22 protein-coding genes are annotated in these 24,271 nt (G+C 64.2%); 15 read left to right on the top strand and 7 right to left on the bottom strand.

Annotated elements, in window-relative coordinates:
* Positions 1-102: 102 nt before the first annotated feature.
* The 8 genes from GGQ90_RS04750 to GGQ90_RS04715 all read left to right on the top strand — a co-directional run bounded on the left by GGQ90_RS04750 (position 103) and on the right by GGQ90_RS04715 (position 6,276).
* Positions 103-1,737 (top strand): Na+/H+ antiporter, encoded by a 1,635-nt coding sequence (locus tag GGQ90_RS04750; RefSeq protein WP_188081071.1) that lies wholly within the window; start codon positions 103-105, stop codon positions 1,735-1,737.
* Complete coding sequence (locus GGQ90_RS04745; protein WP_188081070.1) at positions 1,734-2,375, top strand: TetR/AcrR family transcriptional regulator; 642 nt, start codon at positions 1,734-1,736, stop codon at positions 2,373-2,375. Before GGQ90_RS04750 ends, GGQ90_RS04745 begins: the two co-directional genes overlap by 4 nt.
* Positions 2,376-2,473: 98 nt before the next feature.
* The gene (locus tag GGQ90_RS04740; RefSeq protein WP_188081069.1) at positions 2,474-3,256 is read left to right on the top strand and encodes a sterol desaturase family protein; all 783 of its coding nucleotides are present in this window, start codon (positions 2,474-2,476) and stop codon (positions 3,254-3,256) included.
* 3 nt (positions 3,257-3,259) lie between these two features.
* A complete protein-coding gene (locus GGQ90_RS04735; protein WP_188081068.1) occupies positions 3,260-3,724 on the top strand; it encodes a VOC family protein in 465 nt (154 codons plus the stop codon).
* Positions 3,725-3,803: 79 nt separating this feature from the next.
* Positions 3,804-4,667, top strand: a complete 864-nt coding sequence (locus tag GGQ90_RS04730; RefSeq protein WP_188081067.1) for an SDR family NAD(P)-dependent oxidoreductase — start codon at positions 3,804-3,806, stop codon at positions 4,665-4,667.
* 93 nt (positions 4,668-4,760) lie between these two features.
* A complete protein-coding gene (locus GGQ90_RS04725) occupies positions 4,761-5,276 on the top strand; it encodes a nitroreductase/quinone reductase family protein (RefSeq protein WP_188081066.1) in 516 nt (171 codons plus the stop codon).
* Positions 5,277-5,292: 16 nt separating this feature from the next.
* Positions 5,293-5,706 carry an EthD domain-containing protein gene (locus GGQ90_RS04720; protein WP_188081065.1) on the top strand — a complete coding sequence of 138 codons (414 nt, stop codon included), beginning with the start codon at positions 5,293-5,295 and terminating at the stop codon, positions 5,704-5,706.
* Positions 5,707-5,721: 15 nt separating this feature from the next.
* Positions 5,722-6,276 carry a nuclear transport factor 2 family protein gene (locus GGQ90_RS04715; protein ID WP_037507124.1) on the top strand — a complete coding sequence of 185 codons (555 nt, stop codon included), beginning with the start codon at positions 5,722-5,724 and terminating at the stop codon, positions 6,274-6,276.
* A gap of 174 nt (positions 6,277-6,450) precedes the next feature.
* Here GGQ90_RS04715 and GGQ90_RS04710 read toward each other — a convergent pair whose 3' ends face one another.
* Positions 6,451-7,326 carry a LysR family transcriptional regulator gene (locus tag GGQ90_RS04710; protein ID WP_188081064.1) on the bottom strand — a complete coding sequence of 292 codons (876 nt, stop codon included), beginning with the start codon at positions 7,324-7,326 and terminating at the stop codon, positions 6,451-6,453.
* A gap of 115 nt (positions 7,327-7,441) precedes the next feature.
* On the opposite strand from GGQ90_RS04710, the gene ilvD reads away from it, so the two are divergent.
* The 5 genes from ilvD (at position 7,442) to GGQ90_RS04685 (ending at position 14,307) form a co-directional block, all read left to right on the top strand.
* Positions 7,442-9,295, top strand: a complete 1,854-nt coding sequence (ilvD, locus tag GGQ90_RS04705) for a dihydroxy-acid dehydratase (protein ID WP_188081063.1) — start codon at positions 7,442-7,444, stop codon at positions 9,293-9,295.
* A 352-nt stretch (positions 9,296-9,647) separates the two neighbouring features.
* On the top strand, positions 9,648-10,154 hold the full coding sequence (locus tag GGQ90_RS04700) for a Csu type fimbrial protein (RefSeq protein WP_188081062.1): 507 nt from the start codon (positions 9,648-9,650) through the stop codon (positions 10,152-10,154).
* 13 nt (positions 10,155-10,167) lie between these two features.
* Positions 10,168-10,902: a fimbrial biogenesis chaperone gene (locus GGQ90_RS04695; protein WP_188081061.1), complete on the top strand. Its 735-nt coding sequence runs from the start codon at positions 10,168-10,170 to the stop codon at positions 10,900-10,902.
* Positions 10,903-11,020: 118 nt separating this feature from the next.
* Positions 11,021-13,285, top strand: coding sequence for a fimbria/pilus outer membrane usher protein (locus GGQ90_RS04690; RefSeq protein WP_188081060.1), 2,265 nt, complete (start codon positions 11,021-11,023; stop codon positions 13,283-13,285).
* Positions 13,286-13,299: 14 nt separating this feature from the next.
* Complete coding sequence (locus GGQ90_RS04685) at positions 13,300-14,307, top strand: spore coat protein U domain-containing protein (protein ID WP_188081059.1); 1,008 nt, start codon at positions 13,300-13,302, stop codon at positions 14,305-14,307.
* A 2-nt stretch (positions 14,308-14,309) separates the two neighbouring features.
* Here GGQ90_RS04685 and GGQ90_RS04680 read toward each other — a convergent pair whose 3' ends face one another.
* From GGQ90_RS04680 to topA, 3 genes are all read right to left on the bottom strand, one after another.
* The gene (locus tag GGQ90_RS04680) at positions 14,310-16,460 is read right to left on the bottom strand and encodes a S9 family peptidase (RefSeq protein WP_246428135.1); all 2,151 of its coding nucleotides are present in this window, start codon (positions 16,458-16,460) and stop codon (positions 14,310-14,312) included.
* A gap of 111 nt (positions 16,461-16,571) precedes the next feature.
* The gene (locus GGQ90_RS04675; protein WP_188081058.1) at positions 16,572-17,261 is read right to left on the bottom strand and encodes a hypothetical protein; all 690 of its coding nucleotides are present in this window, start codon (positions 17,259-17,261) and stop codon (positions 16,572-16,574) included.
* Entirely contained in the window at positions 17,258-19,846 is a 2,589-nt protein-coding gene (gene topA / locus GGQ90_RS04670; RefSeq protein WP_188081057.1) for a type I DNA topoisomerase, read from the bottom strand. The genes GGQ90_RS04675 and topA overlap by 4 nt, the downstream gene beginning before the upstream one ends.
* 133 nt (positions 19,847-19,979) lie before the next feature.
* Here topA and GGQ90_RS04665 point away from each other — a divergent pair, with 133 nt between their 5' ends.
* Positions 19,980-20,849, top strand: a complete 870-nt coding sequence (locus GGQ90_RS04665) for a DUF4253 domain-containing protein (protein ID WP_188081056.1) — start codon at positions 19,980-19,982, stop codon at positions 20,847-20,849.
* Positions 20,850-20,870: 21 nt separating this feature from the next.
* Here the strand turns inward: GGQ90_RS04665 and dprA are convergent, their stop codons facing one another.
* The 3 genes from dprA to GGQ90_RS04650 all read right to left on the bottom strand — a co-directional run bounded on the left by dprA (position 20,871) and on the right by GGQ90_RS04650 (position 23,275).
* Entirely contained in the window at positions 20,871-21,953 is a 1,083-nt protein-coding gene (dprA, locus tag GGQ90_RS04660; protein WP_188081055.1) for a DNA-processing protein DprA, read from the bottom strand.
* Positions 21,950-22,564 (bottom strand): glycerol-3-phosphate 1-O-acyltransferase PlsY, encoded by a 615-nt coding sequence (gene plsY / locus GGQ90_RS04655; RefSeq protein ID WP_188081054.1) that lies wholly within the window; start codon positions 22,562-22,564, stop codon positions 21,950-21,952. Before plsY ends, dprA begins: the two co-directional genes overlap by 4 nt.
* Positions 22,565-22,732: 168 nt before the next feature.
* Entirely contained in the window at positions 22,733-23,275 is a 543-nt protein-coding gene (locus GGQ90_RS04650) for a sugar O-acetyltransferase (RefSeq protein ID WP_188081053.1), read from the bottom strand.
* Between the two features lie 100 nt (positions 23,276-23,375).
* Here GGQ90_RS04650 and murI point away from each other — a divergent pair, with 100 nt between their 5' ends.
* Positions 23,376-24,179, top strand: a complete 804-nt coding sequence (gene murI, locus GGQ90_RS04645; RefSeq protein ID WP_188081154.1) for a glutamate racemase — start codon at positions 23,376-23,378, stop codon at positions 24,177-24,179.
* Positions 24,180-24,271: the final 92 nt, after the last annotated feature.

Genomic DNA, 24,271 nt, shown 5'->3' with positions numbered 1-24,271 from the left:
CCGCGTTGCGGTGCTGAAATTGAAGGAAAATTCGCCCGCAGCGCTTGCCCATCGGCAATCCGTCCGCCTAGGGTCGCCCGACACATAAGTTGGAGCGAAGATTTGGACGTCATTTCGGTCGTATTATTCCTGTTGCTGGCTGTCGTCGTCAGTGGCGCCTTGTCGCGCATGATGCCGATCTCAATCCCGACACCCTTGGTCCAGATCGCCCTTGGCGCGATCATTGGCCTGTCGACCTCGCACAGGGTCGCGCTCGATCCCGAAATATTCCTGCTCTTGTTCCTGCCGCCTTTGCTGTTCCTCGACGGCTGGCGCATTCCCAAGGATGAACTGCTCAAGGACGCCTCGACCGTGGTCGAACTGGCGCTGGGGCTGGTGCTGACCACCGTCATCGGCATGGGCTTCTTCATCCACTGGATGATCCCGGCGATGCCGCTCGCCGTCGCCTTCGCGCTCGCCGCCGTGGTCTCGCCGACCGATCCGATCGCCGTGTCCGCCATCGCCGCGCGCGTCCCCATTCCCAAGCGCATGATGCACATCCTGGAAGGGGAGTCGCTGCTCAACGACGCATCGGGTCTTGTCTGCCTGCGCTTCGCCATTGCGGCCGCGCTGACCGGCAGTTTTTCCGCTGGCGACGCCGCGCTCAATTTCCTCTGGCTCGCCTTCGCCGGCATTGCCATCGGCGTCGGCCTCACCCTGATCGTATCGCGCGCCAAGGCCTGGGTCACGCGCCGCTGGGGCGAGGAAATCGGGTCGCAGATCCTGGTCAGCCTGCTCATCCCCTTCGGCTCCTATATCCTGGCCGAACATGTCCATGCCTCCGGCATCCTCGCCGCCGTCGCGGCCGGCGTGACCATGACCTTCGCCGAAATCTCGCGCGAAGCGATGGCCGAGACCCGGATGCGCCGCAATTCGGTGTGGGACACCATCCAGTTCACCCTGAACGGCATCATCTTCGTGCTGCTGGGCGAACAATTGCCCGGCATCCTCGCAGAAGCGAAGCGCACGGTGGCGCTGACCGGCCATAGCGAGCCCGGCTGGCTGGCGCTCTACACGGTTGCGATCGTCGCCGGCCTGGCCGCGCTGCGCTTCCTGTGGGTGTGGCTGTCGCTGCGCTTCACCATCCTGCGCAACCAGTATCGCGGTGTCGATGGCCCGCGCCGGCCCAATTGGCGACTGGTGGCGGCGACATCCTTCGCCGGCGTGCGCGGCGCGATCACGCTTGCCGGTGTGCTCACCCTGCCGCTCGCGCTCAACGACGGCACGCCCTTCCCGGCGCGCGATCTCGCCATTTTCCTGGCAGCCGGGGTCATCATCCTGTCGCTGATCCTGGCCAGCGTCGCGCTGCCGCTGCTGCTCAAAAATCTCGACATGCCGGCCGAAGCCAACAAGGCCGCGGAGGAGGACGCCGCCCGCATCGTCACGGCCGAGGCAGCGATCCAGGCGATCGAGCGGCATCAGCATGAACTGGCGCAAACCCATGGCCATGCCGAACGCTATGCCGAGGCTGGCGCGCGCGTGATGGACCTGTATCGCGAGCGGATCGAAGCTCTGGGCGCAGCCGAAGCCGACAGCCTGCGCGCGCAGGGCGCCCTGTTCCGCGATTTCCGCATGGTCGGCGTCGCGGCGGAACGCGCCGCCTTGCTCACCCTATTGCGCAGCCGCAAGATCGGCAGCGAGGTCGGGCGCAAGCTCACCCGTGAGCTTGACCTGTCCGAAGCGCGCCTGCGCGCATGAGCGGGAGCGGCCCAGACCAAGCCATCAACAAGCCGGCCCGGCGGCCGCGCCGATCCTCGGCGGAGGTCGCCAGCCGGCTGATCCAGGCGGCGCAGGAGGAATTTCGCCGCCATGGCTATGCCGGGGCGACCACCGCCGCCATCGCCCGCGCCGCCGACACGACCGAGGCGCAATTGTTCCGCAGCTTCGCGTCCAAGGCCGCACTGTTTCAGGAAGCCGTGTTTCGCCCGCTCAGCCAGCATCTCGAACGCTTCAATGCCGATCATCCCGTGCCGCAGGACGATGTCAGCCGCGCGGACACCGCGCGCCTCTACATCGCCGAACTGCAACGCTTCGTCACCGAGCATGAGGCACTGCTGCGGGCGATGATGCTGGCCGGCGGCCCGGCGGGAGAGAATGGCAATCCGATCGAGAGCCTTGCCGCCTATTTCGAGCAGGGGGCGGCCGTCCAGTCGGCCCGGATCGAAGGCAGGCCCCGTGTCGATCCGCGCCTGATGGTCCGCGCCGCCTTTGCCGCCGTGCTCGCCAACCGGCTGTTTCGCGACTGGCTCTATCCGGCGGGTCTGGCGGACGATGCCAGCATCGACGCCGCGATCGCCGATTTCGTGCTGGACGGGATCAACGCCAATCGCGGCTGAGCGGCCCGCCCGCATTTCCCCCTATGTGTCAGCGCCGACAAAATCCCCGGCCCATCCCGTGATAGCAGGCCCTTCTGTCTGCAACGGGAAGGACCGGCGTGCTGGAATATCTGGGAAAGGGCGAGCATCTTCTCTCGCTATGGCTTGGCCTGTTTGTCGCGACCGGGATCGGCGCCGGCATCGTCAGCGGCTATTTCAAGGCGCGCAAGATCCAGCCGCGCGGCTTCAAGTGGAAGATTTTCCGGAACGAGGCTGGCTTTGCCGTCATCAACCTCGCCATTACCGGGCTGCTGCTCGGCACGATCAAGACCAAGCTGGTCGACATCGGCGCGATCAGCTTCAATCCGGCGCCCGCCGCCTGGTGGATGATCGCGCTCGAATATGCGCTCTATTTCTTCCTGTTCGACACCTATTTCTACTGGCTGCACCGCTGGATGCACAAGGAACCGGTCTATAGCTGGGTCCACAAGCTGCATCACAAGTCGACCTCCCCCAACCTGCTCACCACCCTGTCGGTCAGCCCGCTGGAATCGCTGATCAATGGCGGCTTCGTGCCGCTGTTCCTGACCGTCTTCACCGTCCATGACGCGACCGTCGCGCTGATCGTGCCGACCAACATCATCATGGGCCTCTACGTCCATTCCGGCTATGAGCTCCTGCCACGCTGGTGGAACCGCAGCTGGGCGACCAAATGGTTCATCTCCGCCACCTTCCACGATCAGCATCATCGCTATTTCACCGGCAATTTCGGTGGATATACGACGATCTGGGACCGGCTGTGCGGCACCATGCGCCCGAAGTTCGAGGCCGATTTCGACAAGATCAAGCAGCGCCGGAAGACGGACGACGCACCAGTCACCACCGCCAGCGAAAGTGCCTGAACCATGCGCGACATCGCCCTTCTGCTCGCCCTGCTGCCCGTTGGCGCGGCGCCGCTCCGCGCCCAGACGCCACCGCCGGTCGGCGCGACCCTGATGGCGCCCGGCCTGCCGGTGGCCGATCTCGACAAGGCACTGCGCTTCTATCAGGTCGTGCTCGGCCTCGTCCCCGCCACCACGCTGCAACATGGGCCAGTGACCGAAGTGATGCTCTGTGCCGACGGCAAGGGCGGCCGGCTGGCCCTGATCCTGCTGCACGACACGGCTAAGAAGGCCCCGCCCACCGACTCCGGCATCGCCAAGATCGTGCTGCGCGTGCCCGACCTGTCGGGCGTCGCAGCGCGCATGCAGGCGGCGGGCTATCCGGTCGGCGCGATCCGCGCGTCGGGCAAGGGGCCGGCCATATTGATGATCCACGATCCCGACGGCCATGAACTGGAACTGGTCGGCAATCCACCTGCCCCGGCCTAACGCCAAAGCGATATCTCCACCCCCTGCATGGTCAGGCGCGAGCGGCCTGGGCTAGCCCGGTGCCCCAAGGAGAGAATGGATGAGCCAGACACCCAAGGTTGCGGTCGTCACCGGCGCCAGTCGCGGCGCTGGCCAGGGCATAGCGACCGCGCTCGGCCAGCATGGCTGCATCGTCTATGTCACCGGCCGATCGGAAAAGGCCGGCGACGCGCCGCTCCCCGGCACCATCTACGAAACCGCCGCCGCCGTGACGGCCGCTGGCGGCCAGGGCATTGCCGTGCGCGTCGACCATGGCGATGACGACCAGACCCGCGCCCTGTTCGATCGGGTCCGCGCCGAACAGGGCCATATCGACATATTGGTCAATAATGTCGCCGCCATCCATGACGAACTCACTTTGCCCGGCCGCTTCTGGGAAAAGCCGCTGAAGCTGGCCGACATCATCACCGTCGGCATCCGCAGTTCCTATGTCGCCAGCTATCATGCCGCGCCGATGATGGTCGATCGGGGCCAGGGGCTGATCGTCTTCACATCGGGGTCGGGCGCCTCCCATTATGTCTATGGTCCCGGCTATGGCGCGCACAAGGTCAGCCAGGACAAGATGGCGGCCGACATGGCCGTCGACCTGCGCGACACCGGCGTCACCGCCCTGTCGATCTGGATGGGCGCGCTGCGCACCGGCCGCCTGCTGCAACTGATCGCATCAGACCCGGCCAAATATGCCTATCTGGAAAAGATGGTCGAAACGCCCGAGTTCACCGGCCATGTCATCTGGGCGCTGTCGCAGGATCCGGCATTGGCGGACCATGCCGGCCAGACGCTGATCGGCGCGGAACTGGCCGAACATTATGGGCTGCGTGATGTGGGCGATCGCCAGCCGCCTTCCTATCGGCGAAGCTATGGCGTCGCGCCGCTGCCCCAATATGACCGGATCATCCGCTAAACCGATCGGCCAAGCATCGCCATGGCGACGCCCTTTTCAGGTCCGTCCGGCGCCGGTCTGGTTTACACCGAAGTTGACAGAGAGGAGGCCGTCATGAGCGACGACAGTTCCGCCGCCATCCGCGACACGCGCAAGGACTGGATCAGCGAGCATCGCGACATGTATCTGCGATCGGGCGGGGCGCAGGGCCATATCATGGACATCAGCGCCGTCGGCGGTCATGGCTTCACCACCCATTGCATGATCCGCTACACCGGCCGCAAGAGCGGCAAGACCTTCATCACCACGCTTATCTATGGCGATATCGGCGGCGAAGTGGTGATCGTCGCGTCCAAGGGCGGCGCCGACCATCATCCCGCCTGGTATCTCAATATCCGCGACAGCGAGACGATCGACTTCCAGGTCGCGACCCAAGCCTTCCGCGCGACCTGGCGCGAGCCGGAGGGTGAGGAACGCGAGCGGGTCTGGGCCTTCATGTGTCAGGTCTTCCCGGCCTATGCCGGCTATCAGCAGTCGACCGACCGCCTGATCCCGTTGGTGATGATGAAGGCGATCGAACCGATCGACGGCTTCAAGGCGTCGGACGCCACCGGCGAACGGCAATATTGAGCGCGGGAGGAGAGCCATGATCAAGCAGATCGTCTTCCTCAGGAAGCGTGACGACCTCTCCATGGACCAGTTCATGGACTATTATGAGAACCAGCATTCGCGCCTGTCGCAGAAGATGGGCGCCAAACCCGCCTTGCCCAATGCCCAGCGCTATGTCCGCCGCTATGTCACGCCCCAGCCCAACCCGCTGACCGGCGAGGTCATCCATCCCGGCTATGACTGCATCATGGAGATATGGTGGAACAGCCTGGCCGATTATCAGGCGGCGATGAAGGGGCTGTCCGACCCGGCGATGCTCGACGTCCGCAAGGCCGACGAACTGCAACTCTTCGCCAGCAACAACAACCCCGTCTGCCTGGTCGAGGAACATGACAGCCCGATGGGGCCGAATGGCGAGATGATGCAGGTGCAACTGGTGCCGCAGGACTGAAAGGGAAAGCTGGAGATGGACCTCGAACAGGAAGTCGCAGCACTACGCGCCACCGTGCGCGACCTGCAGGACCGGCAGGCGATCCGCGATTGCATCCTGCGCGAATGCCGCGGGCGCGACCGGCAGGATGTCGACATCATCAACAGTTGCTGGTGGGAAGATGGCGTGGACGAACATGGCCCCATCATCACCCGCGCGCCCGACTATGCGGCGCGGGCCAATATGGGCCATGGCAAATTCTTCCTGTCGACCAGCCACAATATCACTAATCATCTGTGCGAGATCGACGGCGATACCGCCTATTGCGAGAGCTACACGGTCGGCGGCCTGTTCTGGCAGGATGGCAAGACCACGACGATCGCGTTCGGCCGCTATATCGACCAGTTGGAACGGCGCGGCGGCGAATGGCGGCTGCTTACCCGTCGCTGCACGATCGAGATGACCGCCGACACCGATGCGAGCTGGGTCTATTCCGCCAATGTGAAGGGCTTCCTCAAGCCCCACTGGAGCAGGGAAGACGCCTCCTACCAGCGCCCCGTCATCGCCTCGACCCAGGGCGAACGCTGGTAGCCCGACATGCCGATTATCGGCGCAAAACCACCGTCGCAGAAAATTTCTGCTTGCTTCACATAAGGTTCATGGACCGAACCTATAGATGTGCCTGTCACTTCTTCCCCCCTTGGAGTGACACCTCCCTGAACCTCGGCCCCGTCGCATCCCTTGTGCGACGGGGTCTCTTTCTGTTCATGCCATGGCACGGGCGACGCCCAGCAGCCCCGCCAGCGTCGCGCCATCATCGTCTCGCCGCCAGGCAAGGCCGGTCTCCAGGATCGGCGCATCCTGCAGGTCGAGATAGCGCACCCCTGTCCGCGCCAGGTTGCGCAGCGATGCGGGCACCAGCGCGATGCCCATGCCCGCCGACACCAGGCTGATGATCGTCTGCATCTGGATCGCTTCCTGCCGGATCAGCAGGGGCTGCCCCCGCCCGGCCAGATAGCCGCTCACCAGATCATGGAAGGCCGGTGCCACCCGGCGCGGGAACAGGATCAGCGGCCGGTCTAGCCAGGGATCGCCCTGCGCCTGGTCGTCCGCTACCCAGCCCTCCGGCACCGCCACCACCAGCGGCTCGCGCAGCAAGGGCATATAGGCGAGCGCGTCAGGAAGCGCGCCATCGGGGGCGATCAATATGCCCGCATCATTCACGCCGTCGATCAGGTCGGCGATCTGCACGTCGCTGGTCGCTTCGGTCAGCGCGATCTCGACCTCCGGGAAGCGGGCGGCATAATCGCGCACCAGCGCCGGCAACAGGCTGTAATCGGCGGTGCTGACGAAGCTGAGGCCGATCTGGCCCGCGCTGCCATCGCGCAGGCGGCGGGCGATGTCCGGCAGCGCGCTCACCGCCTCCACCGCCGGACGAACATGCTCCAGCCATTGCCGACCAAAGGCCGTCAGCGCGACATTGCGCTTCGACCGGATGAAGAGCGGCGCCCCCAATTCCCGCTCCAGCGCCAGGATCGACTGGCTGAGCGGCGGCTGGGTCATGCCCAGGCGCTGCGCCGCCTGGCCGAAATGCAGCGTGTCGGCGACGGCGATGAAATGGCGCAGCGGGCGAAGGTCCATGGCAACAAAGTCTCCTTGCAACCTTATACGGCATCAATAATATATTTCACAACCTTTGCGCAAAGGCGTAGGGGGCTCCCATTGCAGGGAAACAAGATTACAGGAACGGCGCAAAATGCCTCATTATCGTTCACGCACCAGCACCCACGGCCGCAACATGGCGGGCGCGCGCGGCCTCTGGCGCGCCACCGGCATGAAGGACGAGGATTTCGGCAAGCCGATCATCGCCATTTCCAACAGCTTCACCCAGTTCGTGCCCGGCCATGTCCATTTGAAGGATCTGGGCCAGCTGGTCGCGCGCGAGATTGAGGCCGCCGGCGGCGTCGCCAAGGAATTCAACACCATCGCGGTCGATGACGGCATCGCCATGGGCCATGACGGCATGCTCTATTCGCTGCCCAGCCGCGATCTGATCGCCGACAGCGTCGAATATATGGTCAATGCCCATTGCGCCGACGCGCTGCTGTGCATTTCCAACTGCGACAAGATCACGCCGGGCATGCTGATGGCCGCCATGCGCCTCAACATCCCCGTCATCTTCGTGTCGGGCGGGCCGATGGAGGCCGGCAAGGCCGACATTCGCGGCAAGACCGTGGCGCTCGATCTGGTCGATGCGATGGTCGTCGCCGCCGACGAAAATTACACCGACGAGGAAGTCGCCGCGATCGAAAAGGCCGCCTGCCCCACCTGTGGCAGCTGCTCGGGCATGTTCACCGCCAATTCGATGAACTGCCTGACCGAAGCGCTGGGGCTGTCGCTGCCGGGCAATGGCTCGATCCTGGCGACCCATGCCGATCGCGAGAAGCTGTTCCGCGAGGCCGGCCACACCATCGTCGACCTCGCCCGCCGCTGGTATGAGCAGGACGACGCGTCCGCCCTGCCGCGCAACATCGCCTGCCATGCCGCCTTCGAAAATGCGATGAGCCTGGACATCGCGATGGGCGGCTCGACCAATACGGTGCTGCATCTGCTCGCCGCCGCGCATGAAGGCGGCATCGATTTCTCTATGGCCGATATCGACCGGCTGTCGCGCCGCGTGCCTTGCCTGTGCAAGGTCGCGCCGGCCAAGCAGGACGTGCATATGGAGGATGTCCACCGCGCCGGCGGCATCATGGCGATCCTGGGCCAGCTCGAACGCGCCGGCCTGATCGACACCAGTCTGCCGACCGTCCACGCCACCACCATGGGCGAGGCGATCAACCGCTGGGACATCAGCCGCACCAACAGCGAGGCCGTGCAGGATTTCTTCAAGGCAGCGCCCGGCGGCGTGCGCACCACCCAGGCCTTCAGCCAGAATAACCGCTGGAAGGAACTGGACATGGATCGCCAGACCGGCGTCATCCGCAGCGCCGAACATCCCTTCTCGAAGGATGGAGGCCTGGCCGTGCTGTTCGGCAATCTGGCGCCCGAAGGCTGCATCGTGAAGACCGCCGGCGTCGACGACAGCATCCTGACCTTCCACGGCACGGCCCGCGTCTATGAAAGCCAGGACGCGGCGGTCGCGGGCATCCTGGGCAATGAGGTGAAGGCCAACGACGTCGTCGTCATCCGCTATGAAGGGCCAAAGGGTGGCCCCGGCATGCAGGAAATGCTCTATCCGACCAGCTATCTGAAGTCGAAGGGGCTGGGCAAGGCCTGCGCGCTCATCACCGACGGCCGCTTCTCCGGCGGCACATCGGGCCTGTCGATCGGCCATGTCTCGCCCGAGGCAGCCGAGGGCGGCCTGATCGCGCTCGTCGCGACCGGCGACCCGATCCTGATCGACATCCCCAATCGCGGCATCCAGTTGCTGGTCGACGATGCCGAACTGGCCAGGCGCCATGAGGAGATGGTCGCGCGCGGCAAGAAGGCGTGGAAACCCTTCGGTCGCAAGCGCAATGTCTCGCCCGCCCTGCGCGCCTATGCGGCGCTGACCACCAACGCCGCCCGCGGCGCGGTGCGCGACGTCAGCCAGGTCGAAAAGGACTGATCTGAACGCGGTCGGCGGGAGAAGATTGCCTTTCCTCCCGCCGACCTACCGCCCTCCTCATTCCCGTGCTGGATGATGGTATCGTCTGGCCGAAAATGGGCGGATCATCTGGCTCCGGCCGATATTCGCCATGACCGGGTAATCCCGTGCGCGGCACGCGCAGCCGATGCGTCTATCGACCGGGCAATTCCGAAAATTGACCATTTCAATCAATACCTTTGCGACACCCGTGTAATGTCGCGTCGCCATTGAGCGACATCCGGGTTTTGCCCGATACAGATGAAAGAAAATCCATAATATAGCTGCAATACAACGGGTTTTGAAATCTGCATGGATTGAAGGAGTCTGGTTAATGACGATTTTTCGGCATTTCCATATTCTGCTTACCGCAGGCGGGGCCATATTCATATCAGTGCCCGGCCAAGCAGATACTGTTACGGATACGTTCCAGGTTCTGGTGACGATCGAGGCATCCTGCGATGTGACGGCTGGCAGCCCGTCCGATGTCGATCTGGGCACGCATCCATCGACTGATACCAATGTTCAGGGCAACAACAGCCTTACGGTGAACTGCTCCCCGAACACCCCCTATTATATCGGCCTCTTGCCATCGAATAACGACACCAGCGGGGCGGGCGTGATGATTGGCTCGACCACTGATGAAGTCCCCTACCAACTCTATCAGGATGCCGGGACGACGATCTGGGGCAACACCGCCACCGATACCGATGCGGGCAATGGTTATGCGGGAACCGGAACGGGTGCGGATCAATCCATACCTGTCTACGCCATCGCACCCAGTCTCAATTTCACGCCGGGCGACTATGCCGATACCGTAACTGTCAGCGTCAATTTCTGACGGCTTCGTGCGTATGTTCCTATCTCGCCGGACCATGTTGTGCGGCCTGGTGCTTGGCCTGTCCTGCACATGGCCGGCTGCAGGATCAGGGCTTCAGGTATCGCCAGTCCTCCTCAAGATCGTGGAACGCTCGGGTGTGATCTGGCTGATCAATTCGACCAGCCAGCCGATCCGGGCGCAGATACGGGTCTATCGCTGGAGCCAGGCCGAGGCAGCCGACAAGTTGATCGCGACGGAGGATGTGCTGGCAAGCCCGCCCTTCGTGGAAATCGGCGGGCAGCAGCGGCAGGTCGTCCGGCTGGTCCGAAGATCGATGGCGCCAGCAGCCGCAAGCGATTGCGAACAGGCATTCCGACTGAAGATAGACGAACTGCCCGATCCCCGGCAGCCTGCTGACGCGAACGGCTTACGCTATCGGTTGAGCTATTCCGTTCCCGTGTTCCTGACGACCAGGTCCTGCGGACGGACAGCCCCGAACCTGAACTGGAATCTCGCGTCGCGCGACAGGATCACGGTCGAAAATAGCGGCGGGACGCATGCGCAATTATCCGGCGCGGTGGTGGTGCAGCCCGATGGCCGCAGGGATCCGATCGCGCCGGGCCTCATAGGCTATGTCCTACCGGGATCAAGAATGTCCTTCGCCTTGCGCGCTTTTCCGGGGGCGACGCTCAGGGGCGGGAATTTCGAGGTGATGGTGAATGGCAGGAAGGTCACGCGGCCGCTTCCGCGGGCTTCTTCTGGTCAATGAAATAGCTTTTTTCATTGCGATCGGATCAACCGGGAGAGCCATTGCAGGAGATGCGGTCGATACCGGCTTATCTGGCGCACCGGCCAGCGACGATGATCAGGTCTTCGCGCCGGGCGCGATGATGAGCACATATGCGGCAACCGGCTCTACCGTTCAGGGCACGCCACTGATCCTCGCCGTGACCGTCAATGGCGAAGAGCGTGGACTGCACGAATTTGCACTGATAGCGGGCGAAATCTGGACCAGGCGCGAAACATTTGCCCGCCTGGGCCTGGCCGTGACCGATGGCACGGATGATCTACTGTGCCTGAACCGGCTTGCGGGCATCGCCACCACCTATAATGCCGGCGAGCAGCGGCTGAGCATCATGGCGCAGCCGCAGTTGCTGACGCTCCCGGCGGCGACGCGCAACATCTATATTCATGCGTCGGCCCAGGCCGCGCCCGGCGAGGGCCTGATCCTGAACTATGACGCGACCGCCGTCATCGCCCAGAGCCGATCAAGCGCGACCGGCTTTACCGAACTGCGTTATTTCAACCACAATATGGTCCTCAATAACACCGGGATCATAAGAACCTCGAATATCGCGCAAAATCGGGGCTTTACGCGACTCGACTCATCCTTGTCCTGGTCCTGGCCCGACCGGCGCCTGACGCTGCGCCTGGGCGATACACTGACGGTCCCGTCCCGCTGGACCAGGACGATCCGGATGGGCGGCATACAGATCGGCACCAACAACCGCCTTCAGCCCTATCTGGTGACTGCACCGCTTCCCTCCTTCCTTGGCAGCGCCACTCTGCCTTCCAAGGTCGATCTCTTCATCAACGGCGCCCGCCAATATAGCGGCGAATTGCCGGCCGGCCCGTTCGAACTGGGTTCAGGCCATTCCCGCGTCAATGGGGCGGGGAACGCCCAACTCGTCCTGACCGATGTCACCGGGCGGGTGACATCGCTGGATTTCCCGATCTACGATACCCCATTGCTGATCCGTGAGGGGTTGGCCGAATGGTCGGCCGAGGCGGGCGCGATACGACGCGGCTGGGGCCTGACATCATTCGATTATGCCGGCAATCCATTTGGCTCGGCCAATGGGCGATATGGCCTCACCAACTGGCTGACGATCGAAGGCCATGCGGAGGTCGCGAGCCATTATGCCAATGGCGGCACGGGCGCCGTCATCCGCATGGGCATGGCCGGCATCCTGTCGGGATCGCTGGGCGCAAGTCGAATGGATGGCCGCTTTGGTCAGGTAGTGACCCTTGGCTATGGCTGGACCAATCGCCGGTTCCGTATCGGCCTTGAAATGATGCGGGCGTCGCATGATTATGCCGATCTCGCCCGTCGCGGCGGCGCGCCCTATCCCCGTGATCGCGACATCGCCTATGCCGGCTTCAACAGCCGCTCGCTTGGCGCCTTCGGATTGAATTATGTAAGCCAGCGCTATCCTGCCATCGAACGCTATCGTTATGCCGAATTGAGTTGGAACAAGGCCGTATCCCGTCAATGGTGGCTAGGCGTAAGAACCCAGAAGCAACTTTCGGGCGCGCGTAATCACAGCCTGTTTCTGACGCTGACCTGGTCGCCTGACCGCCGCGACGATGTCAGCATGAGCGTCCAGACCCAAAAGGACAGCAGCAGCGCCAATCTCAACGTCCGGCGGGCTGCCCCGCTGGACGGTGGCATCGGCTGGAACCTCAACCTGTGGCGTTCCGACTGGGACGATGATGTCGACCTGGCAGGTTCCGGACGTATCGATTATCGCGGCCGCCATGGCGAGGCATCTGCCGGCCTCGACATCCGCAACCGGACGACCACCGGATTTGTTGGCTACCGCGGATCATTGGTCTTGATGGATGGTAGCCTGTTTGCCGCGCGGACGATCTACGACTCCTTTGCCCTGGTCTCGACCAACGGCATCCCGGACATACCCGTCTCCGTCTATCATCGCCGTTTTGGTGCCACCAATGAGCAAGGCAAGCTGCTGGTCACCGGTCTCAATGCCTATCAGCGCAACCTTGTGAGCATAGATCCGTCCGACCTGCCCGCCACCTTCGACCTTGCAACTCTTGATCGGGAAGCCATTCCCGCCGATCGAGCCGGCGTGCTGGTCAATTTTCCGGTCGCGCCGACCCGTTCCATGCTGATGACCCTGATCGATGACTCCGGACAGATTGTGCCCGAAGGGACAAGGATCAGCTATGCCGATGGCACAGGGCCGGCGATGGCCGTCGGCTTCGACGGTCAGCTTTATGTCGAAGAGGCACGCCCGGGCGCGATGTTGATCGCCGACCGGCCGGCGGGCCGCTGCCATGTCATACTGCCGCCACGTCCTGCTTTCGAGAAGGCGGGACGTGTGGGAAATCAGACATGTTTCGACCGATGAAAGGAATGCCTCCCATGATCCGCCTGACGCTGTGGAGCGGTTTCATCATGTTGGTCGCCACCATGTTCCCAGGCCTTATGGCCCCTGAAAAAGCCGAGGCGAACCTGTTGTGCGGTCCCTCAGGTGCGATGGATCTGAATTTCGGAACGGCCACTACGACCGCCGGCATGGCCGCGTGGACCTGTCAGAACTACAGTGACAGTCCCGTGACCTTCACCTTGTGCGGCGGCATCGGCACGCCCAGCTATCCCGGCGTACCAGGGGCGCCGGTGATGCTGGACAGCACCGGGACGCAGACGCTCGACTTCAACATTTATGAAGATGCAGCGATGACCGAGATATGGACCGAAGCCAACCCTGTCAGCGTGCAGGTCACTGCACCAGCCGGCACCCCAGGGATCGTCAGCGGCAGTTTACCCTATTACGCCAGGATCGAAGGGAATTCGAGCGGCGTATCCGGCACTTTCACAGGCTATTTCTACAATACCATTGTCGGGTTCATCGATACCGGCAATCCCCTCTGCCAAAACTCCCTGCCGCCGGATTTTTCCGGCGCCCAAGGGACGCTGACCGTCACCGCAGAGCGCTCGGCCGCCTGCACGGTGCAGGCCGGCATTCCTGTCGATCTTGGTACGGTTTCGCCCACCGCCACCGCCATCGTCGGATCGACGACCATCAGCATTACCTGTCCGACCGGCATTCCCTATTATATCGGTCTGATGCCATCCAACGGCGATAATGACGGCGCAGGAATATTGTCGGGCAGCAGCGGCAATCCCGATCACCCCCCTATCAACTACGCTCGATCAGCGCCAGCGGCCCGATCTGGGGAAACAGCGCGACGGAGACCAGCGTGGGCAACGGCGTCGGCGGCGCAGGCAGCGGAAATCCCGACAGCCATAGTGTCTTCGTCGTCCTGCCTGACGCCGATTTCCGACCGGACAGTTATGCCGACACGGTCACCGTCAACGTCCATTATTGAAGCCGGCTGCGCCCGGGGATCAACGGGGCGCAGCCGATAGGATCAGTCCTGCTTGGCGCTGATGCCCGGCGCAGCCAACGGACCGCCCTTCACTTCTGGCGCCCCTTTCAGATAATGGGCCAGCCAGCCCTGCACCTCGCGGTAGAATTGGCGGCTGTCCTCCGGCTTGGTGATCCAGTGCCAGGCATCGGGGAAGATCAGCAGGCGGCTGGGCACCTGCATGCGCTGCAAGGTCGACCATGTTTCCAGCGTGTTCGCCAGCGGCACGCGGAAATCGCGCTCGCCCGCCGTCAGCAGCATCGGCGTCTTCCAGTCCTTGCCATAAGTGATCGGGCTCTGGTCGCGCCAGACCGGGCTGTCGCCCCAGGGCGGACCGCCGCTCGCCACTTCGCGGCCATAGTTGAAATCGCTGGTGCCCCACTGGGTCAGCAGGTCGACTTCGCCGGCATGGCTGACGATGCACTTGTAGCGGGTGGTGGTCGCCTCCATCCAGTTGGCGAGATGGCCGCCATAGCTGGCGCCGCCGATGCAGGCATTGGCGGTGTCGATGAAGGCATAGCGCTTGCCCGCCTCATCCACCGCCTGGTTGATCTCGTTCGCCGGGCCACGCAGCGGATCGAGCTTGATCGCCCGCGAGAAAGCCTCCCCATAGCCGGTCGAGCCGGTATAGTCGGTCATCAGCACGACATAACCGGCGCTGGCGAGCAGGTGATAATTCCAGCGCAGGCCGATCTGGTCCATGTTGGACGATGCCGGGCCACCATGCATCAGCACCATCAGCGGATATTTCTTCGCCGGGTCGAACGCCGGGGGCGTGACGATCATGTTGTGGATGCGCCGCCCCTTGTCGGTGGTGAACCAGAAATGGTCCGGGCTGGCCCAATCGATCGTCGCGGCGAGCGCGGTGTTGACGTTGGTCAGGTTCTTGTGCCGCTTGGCCGCCGGGTCGATCCGCACGATTTCCGCAGGGTTTACCGAGCTGCCATAGCTGGCGATGATCTGCGTCGACTTGGTATCCGACGGAATGTCGATCCCGGCATAGCCACCGACCTTGGGCGCGATCACCAGTTCGGGCGTGCCGCCGCTCACCGCGACGCGATAGAGATTTTCCATGCCCGCATCGGGCACGGTCAGATAGAGGGTGCGGCTGTCGGGCGTCACGGCATAGCCGTCCACTTCGCGATCGAACGCCCCGGTCAACGGCATCGCCGCGCCACCCGCAGGCCAGGCGACACGCTGCAGGCGGGCCAGATCATACACCTCCTCGCCCTGGCTATTATATTTGAAGATCAGGCTCTTGCCGTCCGGCGTGAACTTCATGTCGCCATATTCGCCCGGTGTCGGCGTCACCAGCACTGGCTCGCCGCCGTCGGCCGGCATGCGATAGAGGCCGAAATTGACGCGGGCATGGGCGGCATTCCAGCGCTCAGTGGTGGCGGTGAAGATGATCTCCTTGCCGTCCGGGCTCCAGACCGGGGCCAGCGTCATGCCGCCGTCGCTCTGGGCGTTGCCGCCAAAGCCATCGGCCTGCGCCAGCTTGGTCGCGGAAAGGATATCGCGGGCCGGCGCCCCTTCCGCCAGCGGCTGGAGCCACAGGCTCGGCCGCTTGTCGTCCAGCCAGTCATTCCAGTAGCGGATCGGGAAATGCTCATAGACGCGCATATTATACTTGCGCGCCTTGCGCTCCTCGGCCGCCTTCTTGTTGGCGGCGGCATCCATCGCACCGGGATAGACCGCGCTTTCGAACAGGATCGCCTGGCCATCGGGCCGCCAGATCGGCTTGCCCGCCCCGGTCGGGATGCTGGTCACGCGGCGGGCTTCACCACCGGCCAGGTCCAGCACATAGATTTGCGCGACATCGTCACCCTCGCGCTTGGCGGAAAAGGCGATGCGGCGACTGTCAGATGCCCAGGCCGGATCGCCCTCGCCCGCCTTGGTCGCGGTCAGGCGGCGCGGCGCCGCCGATCCGTCGGTCGGCACGATCCACAGGTCGCTGACCGCACCATCCTTCTCATAGGAAGGTTCGCTCAGGGAATAGACCACCCACTTGCCGTCCGGGCTCGCCACCGGCGCGCCGACGCGCTTCATCATCCACAAGCTTTCGTGGGTCAGCACCTGCTTGGGCTGCGCGATTGCCGGCGCGGCACAGGCGCCGGCCACCATTGCCGCCGACAGCAGCAAACGGGATATCATTGTCACGGTATCAAACCCCTGTTCTGACATTGGGCCGAACGGCCAGGCCGCATGGTCAGCACGGGTAACGTGGAATTTCAAGCGCGGGTCATATTTTTACGTGATTTCGCCTCAGCTTGCCGGCGCTTCATTCTCCGCGATGATCGACAGGGCAAAGTCGCGCGACCGTTGCACCAGTGTGCGGACCGTGTCCGGCCCGTCATAGCCTTCATAGGCGGCGACCAGGATCGCCTTGCCCGCCGCCGCCGTCAGGCAACCGCCAACGCCGATCGCCACCTGCGCCTGCTGGGTCTGCATCGTCATCGATCCACCGATGATCGCACAGCTATCGTCCATCCCCATCGGCACCACCTTGCCGCTGGTCTGGGTCTTGGCGCCGAACAGAGTCTCCATCCCCTTGTCGATGGTCCCGTTCACATCACCCTTTTCCAGGAAAGCCTTGAACGCCGGTGTGTCGAACTCCGCTTCCATCAGCGTGAGGAACTGATCCCGCTCCAGCGTTGCCATCAGCGCCGCGACCGGCGCCTTGACGAGGATATAGCGATCCAGCTTCGTCAGCGTCGCATCGCAGGCATAGAGGGTCAGGACCGTGACATTCTGCGTGTCCATGGTCGCCATCATCTGTGCCAGCGACGCCATCGGCCCCTTGGGCGGGCAATAGCCCTCCGGCACGGTCCAGTGCAGTTCCTTGTCGCCGACCTGAAAGCGCACGACCTCTGGTTCGGCGGCCAGCGCGGGGCTGGCCGCCGACAGCAGCAGGGCGACGATCGCGCAGGCACGCCCCGCCATGGCGCCGATCATGCCTTGGCGGTCTCCGCCTTCTTCTTGGCCGGGGCTTTCTTGGCAGCGGGCTTCTTCTCGCCCGCTTCCTTCTTTGCCGCCGGCTTCTTGGCGGCAGGCTTCTTCGCCGGTGCCTTCTTGCCCTTCTTGGCCGGGGCCGCCGCCGCGCGGGCGTCGATCAGCTGGGCCGCCTCCTCCAGCGTCAGCGCATCCTGCTCGATCGTCTTGGGCAGGGTCGCGTTGGTCGTGCCGTCGGTGACATAGGGGCCATAACGGCCCGCCATCAGCTTGATCTCCGCCTCGGTGCGCGGATGCTTGCCCAGCACCTTCAACGGCTCGCGCGACGATCCGCCACGACCACCCTTGTTCGCCGCATCGGCGAGCTTGGCGACGGCCATGTTCATGCCCACCTCGAAAATCTCGGCGGTGGAGGACAGGCGGCCATATTTGCCGTCATGCAGCAGATAGGGACCGAAACGGCCGATATTGGCGACGATCGGCAGGCCCGTTTCCGGGTGCAGGCCGACTTCGCGCGGCAGGCTCAGCAGCTTGATCGCCCAGTCCAGCGTCATCTCGCCATCGGGCAGATCCTTGGGGATCGACCCCCGCTTGGCCTCCTTGCCTTCGCCCATCTCGATATAGGGACCGAAACGGCCGGACTTCTTGACGATGTCCTGTCCGGTTTCGGGATGCTGGCCCAGCACCTCCGGCCCGGTATCAGCGCCATCGCTGCCACCCGGCTGGCCGAACTTGCGGGTATATTTGCACTCGGGATAGTTGGAGCAGGCGATGAACGCGCCAAAGCGGCCGCCGCGCAGCGAAAGCTGGCCGTCAGCACAGAGCGGGCAGGCGCGCGGATTGCTGCCGTCCGCCTTGGGCGGGAACAGCATCGGCTCCAGGAACTTGTCCAGCTCGGCCGTGATGTCGGACGGCTTCTGCTCCATGATCTCGGCGGTCTTGGGCTTGAAGTCCTTCCAGAAGGCTTCGAGCACTTCCTGCCACTGGGCACGGCCGCCACTGATCTCGTCCAGCTCGTCCTCAAGACCCGCAGTGAAGTCATAGGAGACATAGCGCTCGAAGAAGCGCTCCAGGAAAGCCGTGACGAGACGCCCGCTTTCCTCGGCGAAGAAGCGGTTCTTCTCGATCCTCACATAGTCGCGGTCCTTCAGAACCTGCAGCGTCGAGGCATAGGTCGACGGGCGACCGATCCCCAATTCTTCCAGCTTCTTGACCAGCGAGGCTTCGGAGTAACGCGGCGGCGGCTGGGTGAAATGCTGCTCGGCCGTGACCTTCTTCTTGGCCGGCGCATCGCCTTCGCTCAGGCGCGGCAGCAGCTTGCTATCGTCATCCTCGGCATCGTCGCGGCCTTCCTCATAAAGGGCCAGGAAGCCGGGGAAGATCACCACCTGGCCGGTGGCGCGCAGCGTGTGGCTGCCGCTGCCGTCGACCATGTCGATGGTGGTGCGCTCCAGCCGGGCCGAGGCCATCTGGCTCGCCAGCGCCCGCTTGAAGATCAGGTCGTAGAGGCGCGCATGATCGCCGCCGCCAACCTTGTCACGATGGAACTCGGTCGGGCGGATGGCTTCGTGCGCTTCCTGCGCATTCTTCGCCTTGGTCTGATATTGGCGCGGCTTTTCGGGCAGATATCCGCCGTCATAGCGCTCCGCGATCGCCTTGCGCGCGGCCGAGATGGCGCTTCCGTCCATCTGCACGCCGTCGGTACGCATATAGGTGATCGCGCCGTCCTCGTAGAGCTGCTGCGCGATCCGCATCGTGTGGCTGGCGGAAAAGCCCAGCTTTCGCGCAGCTTCCTGCTGCAGGGTCGAGGTGGTGAAGGGCGGCGGCGGATTGCGGGTGAGCGGCTTGGTCTCGACCTTGTCGACGGTGAAGCGCCCGGCCTCCACGTCCGCCTTGGCGGCCATGGCATCGCCTTCCTTGCCGATGGTCAGGCGGTCGATCTTCTCGCCCTTCCAGCGGACGAGGCGCGCGGTAAAGCCCTGCCCGCCCTGCTCCATCTCGGCCGCGACCGACCAATATTCCTGCGGGGTAAAGCTCTCGATCTCGCGCTCGCGCTCCACCACCAGCCGCAACGCGACCGACTGCACGCGGCCGGCCGACTTGGCGCCGGGCAGCTTGCGCCACAGCACCGGCGACAGGGTGAAGCCCACCAGATAGTCGAGCGCGCGGCGCGCCCGATAGGCGTCGATCAGATCCTCGTCCAGCGCGCGCGGCTTGGCCATCGCGTCCAGCACCGCCGCCTTGGTGATCGCGTTGAACGTCACCCGGTCCACGACGGAGGGCAGCGCCTTCTTGGCGCGCAACACTTCCTGCACATGCCAGCTGATCGCTTCCCCTTCGCGATCAGGGTCAGTCGCGAGGATCAGGCGCGTCGCCTTCTTGGCCTCGTCGGCGATGGCTTTCAGCTGCTTGCCCTTGTCGCCATAATTTTCCCAGGACATGGCAAAGCCGTCGTCCGGGTCCACCGACCCGTCCTTGGCGGGCAGATCGCGAATATGGCCGTAGCTGGCGAGGACGTGAAAATCCCCACCCAGATATTTCTCGATGGTCTTCGCCTTGGCCGGCGATTCGACAATGACAAGTTGCATGTGGGTCCAGTAGCTGCTTACGCGTGTGTGTGTAAGGTGGGGAGCAAACACGTAGCGCGTCAAGCCAATCTGACAAATGGCATCAATGACGAATCGCTTACCCCCGACCAACTCGTTCCTAGCGGAGCAGCGAATGATGCGGCGGAATTTTTTGGCCATGTTGATGGCAGCGGCAACGACCTTCCTGAATGGAAGCAGGCAAAATGCACGCGCTGCTTTGAATGATGGCAATGTCAGTCCTGTTGATGCTGCATCCGCTATGCAGCAGAGTATCCGCGCAGCCCTGCCCTATCGATATGTTACAGTGGCTGGAGCGAATGCGCTCACGGAGTGGACACGCCTTCGGAATTCAGGTGAAGGCTGGCCCGTGGTCATCGGCGACGATGAAGCGCTCGACCGTATCGCCGAACAGTTTAGTCTCGAAGTTAATGCGGTCTTCCCGCAACCTGCCAACGCTTCAGCAAGCTCACCGACTACACCTGCTGAAATAATCGCAGCTTCAAACGCCGTCAGAACACCTGAAATATTCGAGCAGCTTTGGCGTGATGAATATGGTAGCGATCCTGAAGACGATGCGATGCCAGACGAAGGGGCATGGCCAACTTCGACGACCGATGCTCAACCGGGCTTCACCATCGCCAGCGATATACTGACCGGCAAGCCGTTAACGCACGTTCACATCCTGATCATACCCACACCCAATTCCTATGAAGTGCCAGCCTATCTGCGATGGGGCAACTGGAACGCCTGCCCTTCTCCCGAAATCCATGTGGCTGCCATGCGATACTGGCATGATCGTTATGGCGCAGAACTGATCGGCATCAACGGCGATACGATCAACATGCGAGTTGCCAGACGTCCGAAGACGCGGGCGGAAGCGCTAACCCTTGCTCGCCACCAGTTTTTCTACTGCGCGGACATCGTCTATCAAGGCACGGACACCTTGGCTCCGTTGGCGGCCGGACTCATGGAGTCAGATTGGTGGTTCTTTTGGTGGGATTGATCACATCCGGGGAGTAATCGTCTACCGCAAGCTGACCCGTCCGCCGGCCTGCCGTTCCAGCCCGCCCGCCAGTTCCAGTTCCAGCAGCACCGTCTGCACCACGGCGGGCGACAGGCCGGACAGGCGGATGATCTCGTCCACCGCCACCGCGACCGGCCCCAGCAGCACGATCACCGCAGCGCGGTCGGCATCGGCGACATCGCTCGACACCGGCTGGCCGATGAAGTCGAAACTGCCCTGCCGCACCATGCGGGGATCAAGCCCGCCGATCGCCTCCAAGATATCGTCGGCATTCTGCACCAATGTCGCGCCCTCCCGGATCAGCAGGTTGCAGCCCTGCGCCCGCGGGTCGAGCGGCGATCCCGGCACCGCCATTACCTCGCGCCCCGCCTCCGTCGCGAGCCTTGCGGTAATCAGCGACCCGGACTTGGGCGCCGCCTCCACCACCACCGTGCCCAGCGCCAGGCCCGCGATGATCCGGTTGCGCGCAGGGAAGTGCCGGGCAAGCGGCTGGGTGCCGGGCGGATGCTCGGTCACCAGCAGGCCGCGCTCCGCCACATCCTCCTGCAAGGCGGCATTTTCGGGCGGGAAAGCGATGTCGATGCCGCTGGCGATCACGCCGATCGTGCCGCTGTCGATCGACCCGCGATGCGCCTCGGTATCGATACCGCGCGCCAGGCCGGATACGACCACCGCGCCCCGATCGCCCAGTTGCTGCGCCAATATGCGGGCAAAGCGGCAGGCCGCAGCCGACGCATTGCGCGCGCCGACCATGGCGATGCAGGGCCGCGCCGTGATCGCCGCGTCGCCCCGCACGATCAGCGCAGGCGGCGCGCCCTCCATCTCGGCCAGCAGGGCAGGATAGTCGGCATCGCCCATCAGCAGATAGCGGGCGCCGGTCGCACGGGTGGCGGCGATCTCGCGCTCGATCGCGGCGGCATCGGCCACCCGCGCCTCGCCCCCACCCCGCGCGGCGAGCATGGGAATGGCACGCAACGCCTCGTCCGCGCTACCGAAGCGAGCGAGCAACTGGCGGTAGCTGACGGGGCCGATCCGGGGGGATCGGATCAGGCGGAGACGGTCGAACCGCTCCTGCCCGCTCACTCGGCGGCGGCTTTCTGCTTGGAACTGCCGACCTTGGGCTCCTCGCCCTTCATCAGCCGGGTGATATTGGCGCGGTGCCGCCACAGCACGATCAGCGCCAGCGCAAGACTGACCGGCAGCAGTTCGATCCGGCCGAACGCAACCATGGCGATCGGCGCGCTGACAGCGGCCGCCATGCCGCCGACCGACGACCATTTGGTGCCGAACAGCGCGCCCAGCCACACGACGGCAAAAACGATGCCGGCCGGCCAATACATGGCCGTCACCACGCCCATCATCGTCGCCACGCCCTTGCCGCCGGCAAAGCGCAGCCAGACCGGGTAGCAATGGCCGATGAACGCCATGGCGCCCGCCATCGGCCCGCCACCATCCACCAGCGCCGCGCCGATCAGCACCGCCGCCGCCCCCTTGAGCAGGTCGAGCAGCAGGGTCGCCGCAGCCAGCCCCTTGCGTCCGGTGCGCAGCACATTGGTCGCGCCGATATTGCCCGACCCGATCTGGCGCAGGTCGCCCGCGCCGGTAAAGCGCGTCAGCAGCAGGCCAAAGGGGATCGAACCGAGCAGATAGCCCAGCACCAGGACGAAAGCGGGAAGCAGCCAGGGAGGTGTCATGAAATTCGCCGATAAAGCGTTTTCGAAGCAGGTGGAACAGCTGCTGACTCGGAAAACGCGGTAAATCAAAAGACCAGAACAGGACAGCCGATGCAATCGGCCGGCCTGTTCTGATTGTTGCGCGCGACCATAGCGTGACAGGCGCACGGGGCAATGGGCAGTATCGGTTTACCGCACCCGCGCCGGATTGCCGACCACGGTCGCGCCGGCCGGCACGTCGCGCGTCACCACGCTGCCCGCGCCGATCAGCGCATCGTCGCCGATCGTGACACCCGGCAGGATGATCGCCCCGCCGCCGATCCACACATTGCGGCCGATGGTGATCGGCACGCCCCATTCGATGCCGGTGGCGCGCTCGGCCGGATCGCGCGGATGGTCGGCGGTCAATATCTGCACCCCGGTGCCGATCTGCGTGCCGTCGCCGATCGTCACCGGCACGACGTCCAGGATGACGCAGTTGAAGTTCAGGAACACGCCCGCGCCCAGGAAGATGTTGAAGCCATAGTCGCAGTGGAAGGGCGGCCGGATCGTCGATCCCGCCCCAAGCGCGCCAAGCCTTTCGCGCAGCAGTTCCTCGCGCTCGGGTGGCAGGGTCGCGTTGAAACGCCGCATCCATTCCGCTGCGGCCAACTGGTCCGCGATGATTTCCGGGTCGCTCGCATGATAGGGTTCGCCCGCGATCATCTTCTGCTTCATGCTGGGCTGCGTCATTCATGCTCTCCTTGGGTCGGCCCGCGAGTTGGCAGCGCGCGGCCCGCTTTGCAAGCGCGGCCCGTTGACACTCCCGCCCCATGCCGCGACACAGGCGCGCATGACGGTCGCACCAGACGCTCCCATCCTTTTCTTCGATTCCGGCGTGGGGGGCCTGTCCATCCTCGCCCCGGCCCGCGCTGCCTTGCCGACCGCGCCAGTCGTCTATGCCGCCGACAGCGCCGGCTTCCCCTATGGCACCAAGAGCGAGGCAGAGATCGCCGCGCGCGTGCCCGCCCTGCTCGGCCGGCTGGTGGAGCGCTACCGCCCGCGCCTCGCGGTCATCGCCTGCAACACCGCCTCGACCATCGCCCTGCCGCATGTGCGCGCAGCGCTCGACATTCCGGTGGTCGGCACCGTCCCCGCGATCAAGCCGGCCGCCCTGCTGTCCAAAAGCCGGGTGTTCGGCGTGCTGGGCACCGATGCGACCGTGCGCCAGCCCTATGTCGACCGGCTCGCCGCCGAACATGGCGCCGACTGCACCGTGCTGCGCCATGGCAGTGCCGCGTTGGTGCAACTGGCCGAAGCGAAACTGCGCGGCGAAACCCTCGACCCCGCTGTCGCGCGCGATGCGCTGGCGGGCCTGCTCGACCAGCCGGGCGGCGACCGGATGGACATGGTCGTGCTTGCCTGCACCCATTTTCCGCTGGTGGAACGGGAGCTTGCCGCCGCCGCGCCGCACCCCATGGGCTTCGTCCATGGCGGCGAAGGGATCGCCCGGCGCATCGCCTTCCTGACGCAGGGCCAGCCCTGGCCGGACGCCCCTTCGCCCGGCATCGCCGTCTTCACCCGCGTCGATGACAAGGTCGATGCGCTACGCGATGCGCTCGCCGGCTATGGCCTTGATCGGATCGACGCGCTCTGAAACAAGGGTAGGCCATTTGTCCAATGGCGAATTCTGTCTTTCACAGTGATAGGGAAATTCGCGTATCGTTGCGAGCGGTTATCGCTGGTAAT

Source organism: Sphingobium scionense, from assembly GCF_014197035.1.
Classification (GTDB): Bacteria; Pseudomonadota; Alphaproteobacteria; order Sphingomonadales; family Sphingomonadaceae; genus Sphingobium; species Sphingobium scionense.
Note: the sequence above shows the minus strand (reverse complement) of the source record. Positions and strands in the feature narration are given on the sequence as shown.

Coding starts and splice junctions, on each gene's coding strand:
- GGQ90_RS04745 (WP_188081070.1), top strand. CDS start 1,734: ATGAGCGGGAGCGGCCCAGACCAAGCCATCAACAAGCCGGCCCGGCGG.
- GGQ90_RS04735 (WP_188081068.1), top strand. CDS start 3,260: ATGCGCGACATCGCCCTTCTGCTCGCCCTGCTGCCCGTTGGCGCGGCG.
- GGQ90_RS04730 (WP_188081067.1), top strand. CDS start 3,804: ATGAGCCAGACACCCAAGGTTGCGGTCGTCACCGGCGCCAGTCGCGGC.
- GGQ90_RS04725 (WP_188081066.1), top strand. CDS start 4,761: ATGAGCGACGACAGTTCCGCCGCCATCCGCGACACGCGCAAGGACTGG.
- GGQ90_RS04720 (WP_188081065.1), top strand. CDS start 5,293: ATGATCAAGCAGATCGTCTTCCTCAGGAAGCGTGACGACCTCTCCATG.
- GGQ90_RS04715 (WP_037507124.1), top strand. CDS start 5,722: ATGGACCTCGAACAGGAAGTCGCAGCACTACGCGCCACCGTGCGCGAC.
- GGQ90_RS04710 (WP_188081064.1), bottom strand. CDS start 7,326: ATGGACCTTCGCCCGCTGCGCCATTTCATCGCCGTCGCCGACACGCTG.
- ilvD (WP_188081063.1), top strand. CDS start 7,442: ATGCCTCATTATCGTTCACGCACCAGCACCCACGGCCGCAACATGGCG.
- GGQ90_RS04700 (WP_188081062.1), top strand. CDS start 9,648: ATGACGATTTTTCGGCATTTCCATATTCTGCTTACCGCAGGCGGGGCC.
- GGQ90_RS04695 (WP_188081061.1), top strand. CDS start 10,168: ATGTTCCTATCTCGCCGGACCATGTTGTGCGGCCTGGTGCTTGGCCTG.
- GGQ90_RS04690 (WP_188081060.1), top strand. CDS start 11,021: ATGATGAGCACATATGCGGCAACCGGCTCTACCGTTCAGGGCACGCCA.
- GGQ90_RS04685 (WP_188081059.1), top strand. CDS start 13,300: ATGATCCGCCTGACGCTGTGGAGCGGTTTCATCATGTTGGTCGCCACC.
- GGQ90_RS04680 (WP_246428135.1), bottom strand. CDS start 16,460: ATGATATCCCGTTTGCTGCTGTCGGCGGCAATGGTGGCCGGCGCCTGT.
- GGQ90_RS04675 (WP_188081058.1), bottom strand. CDS start 17,261: ATGATCGGCGCCATGGCGGGGCGTGCCTGCGCGATCGTCGCCCTGCTG.
- topA (WP_188081057.1), bottom strand. CDS start 19,846: ATGCAACTTGTCATTGTCGAATCGCCGGCCAAGGCGAAGACCATCGAG.
- GGQ90_RS04665 (WP_188081056.1), top strand. CDS start 19,980: ATGATGCGGCGGAATTTTTTGGCCATGTTGATGGCAGCGGCAACGACC.
- plsY (WP_188081054.1), bottom strand. CDS start 22,564: ATGACACCTCCCTGGCTGCTTCCCGCTTTCGTCCTGGTGCTGGGCTAT.
- GGQ90_RS04650 (WP_188081053.1), bottom strand. CDS start 23,275: ATGACGCAGCCCAGCATGAAGCAGAAGATGATCGCGGGCGAACCCTAT.
- murI (WP_188081154.1), top strand. CDS start 23,376: ATGACGGTCGCACCAGACGCTCCCATCCTTTTCTTCGATTCCGGCGTG.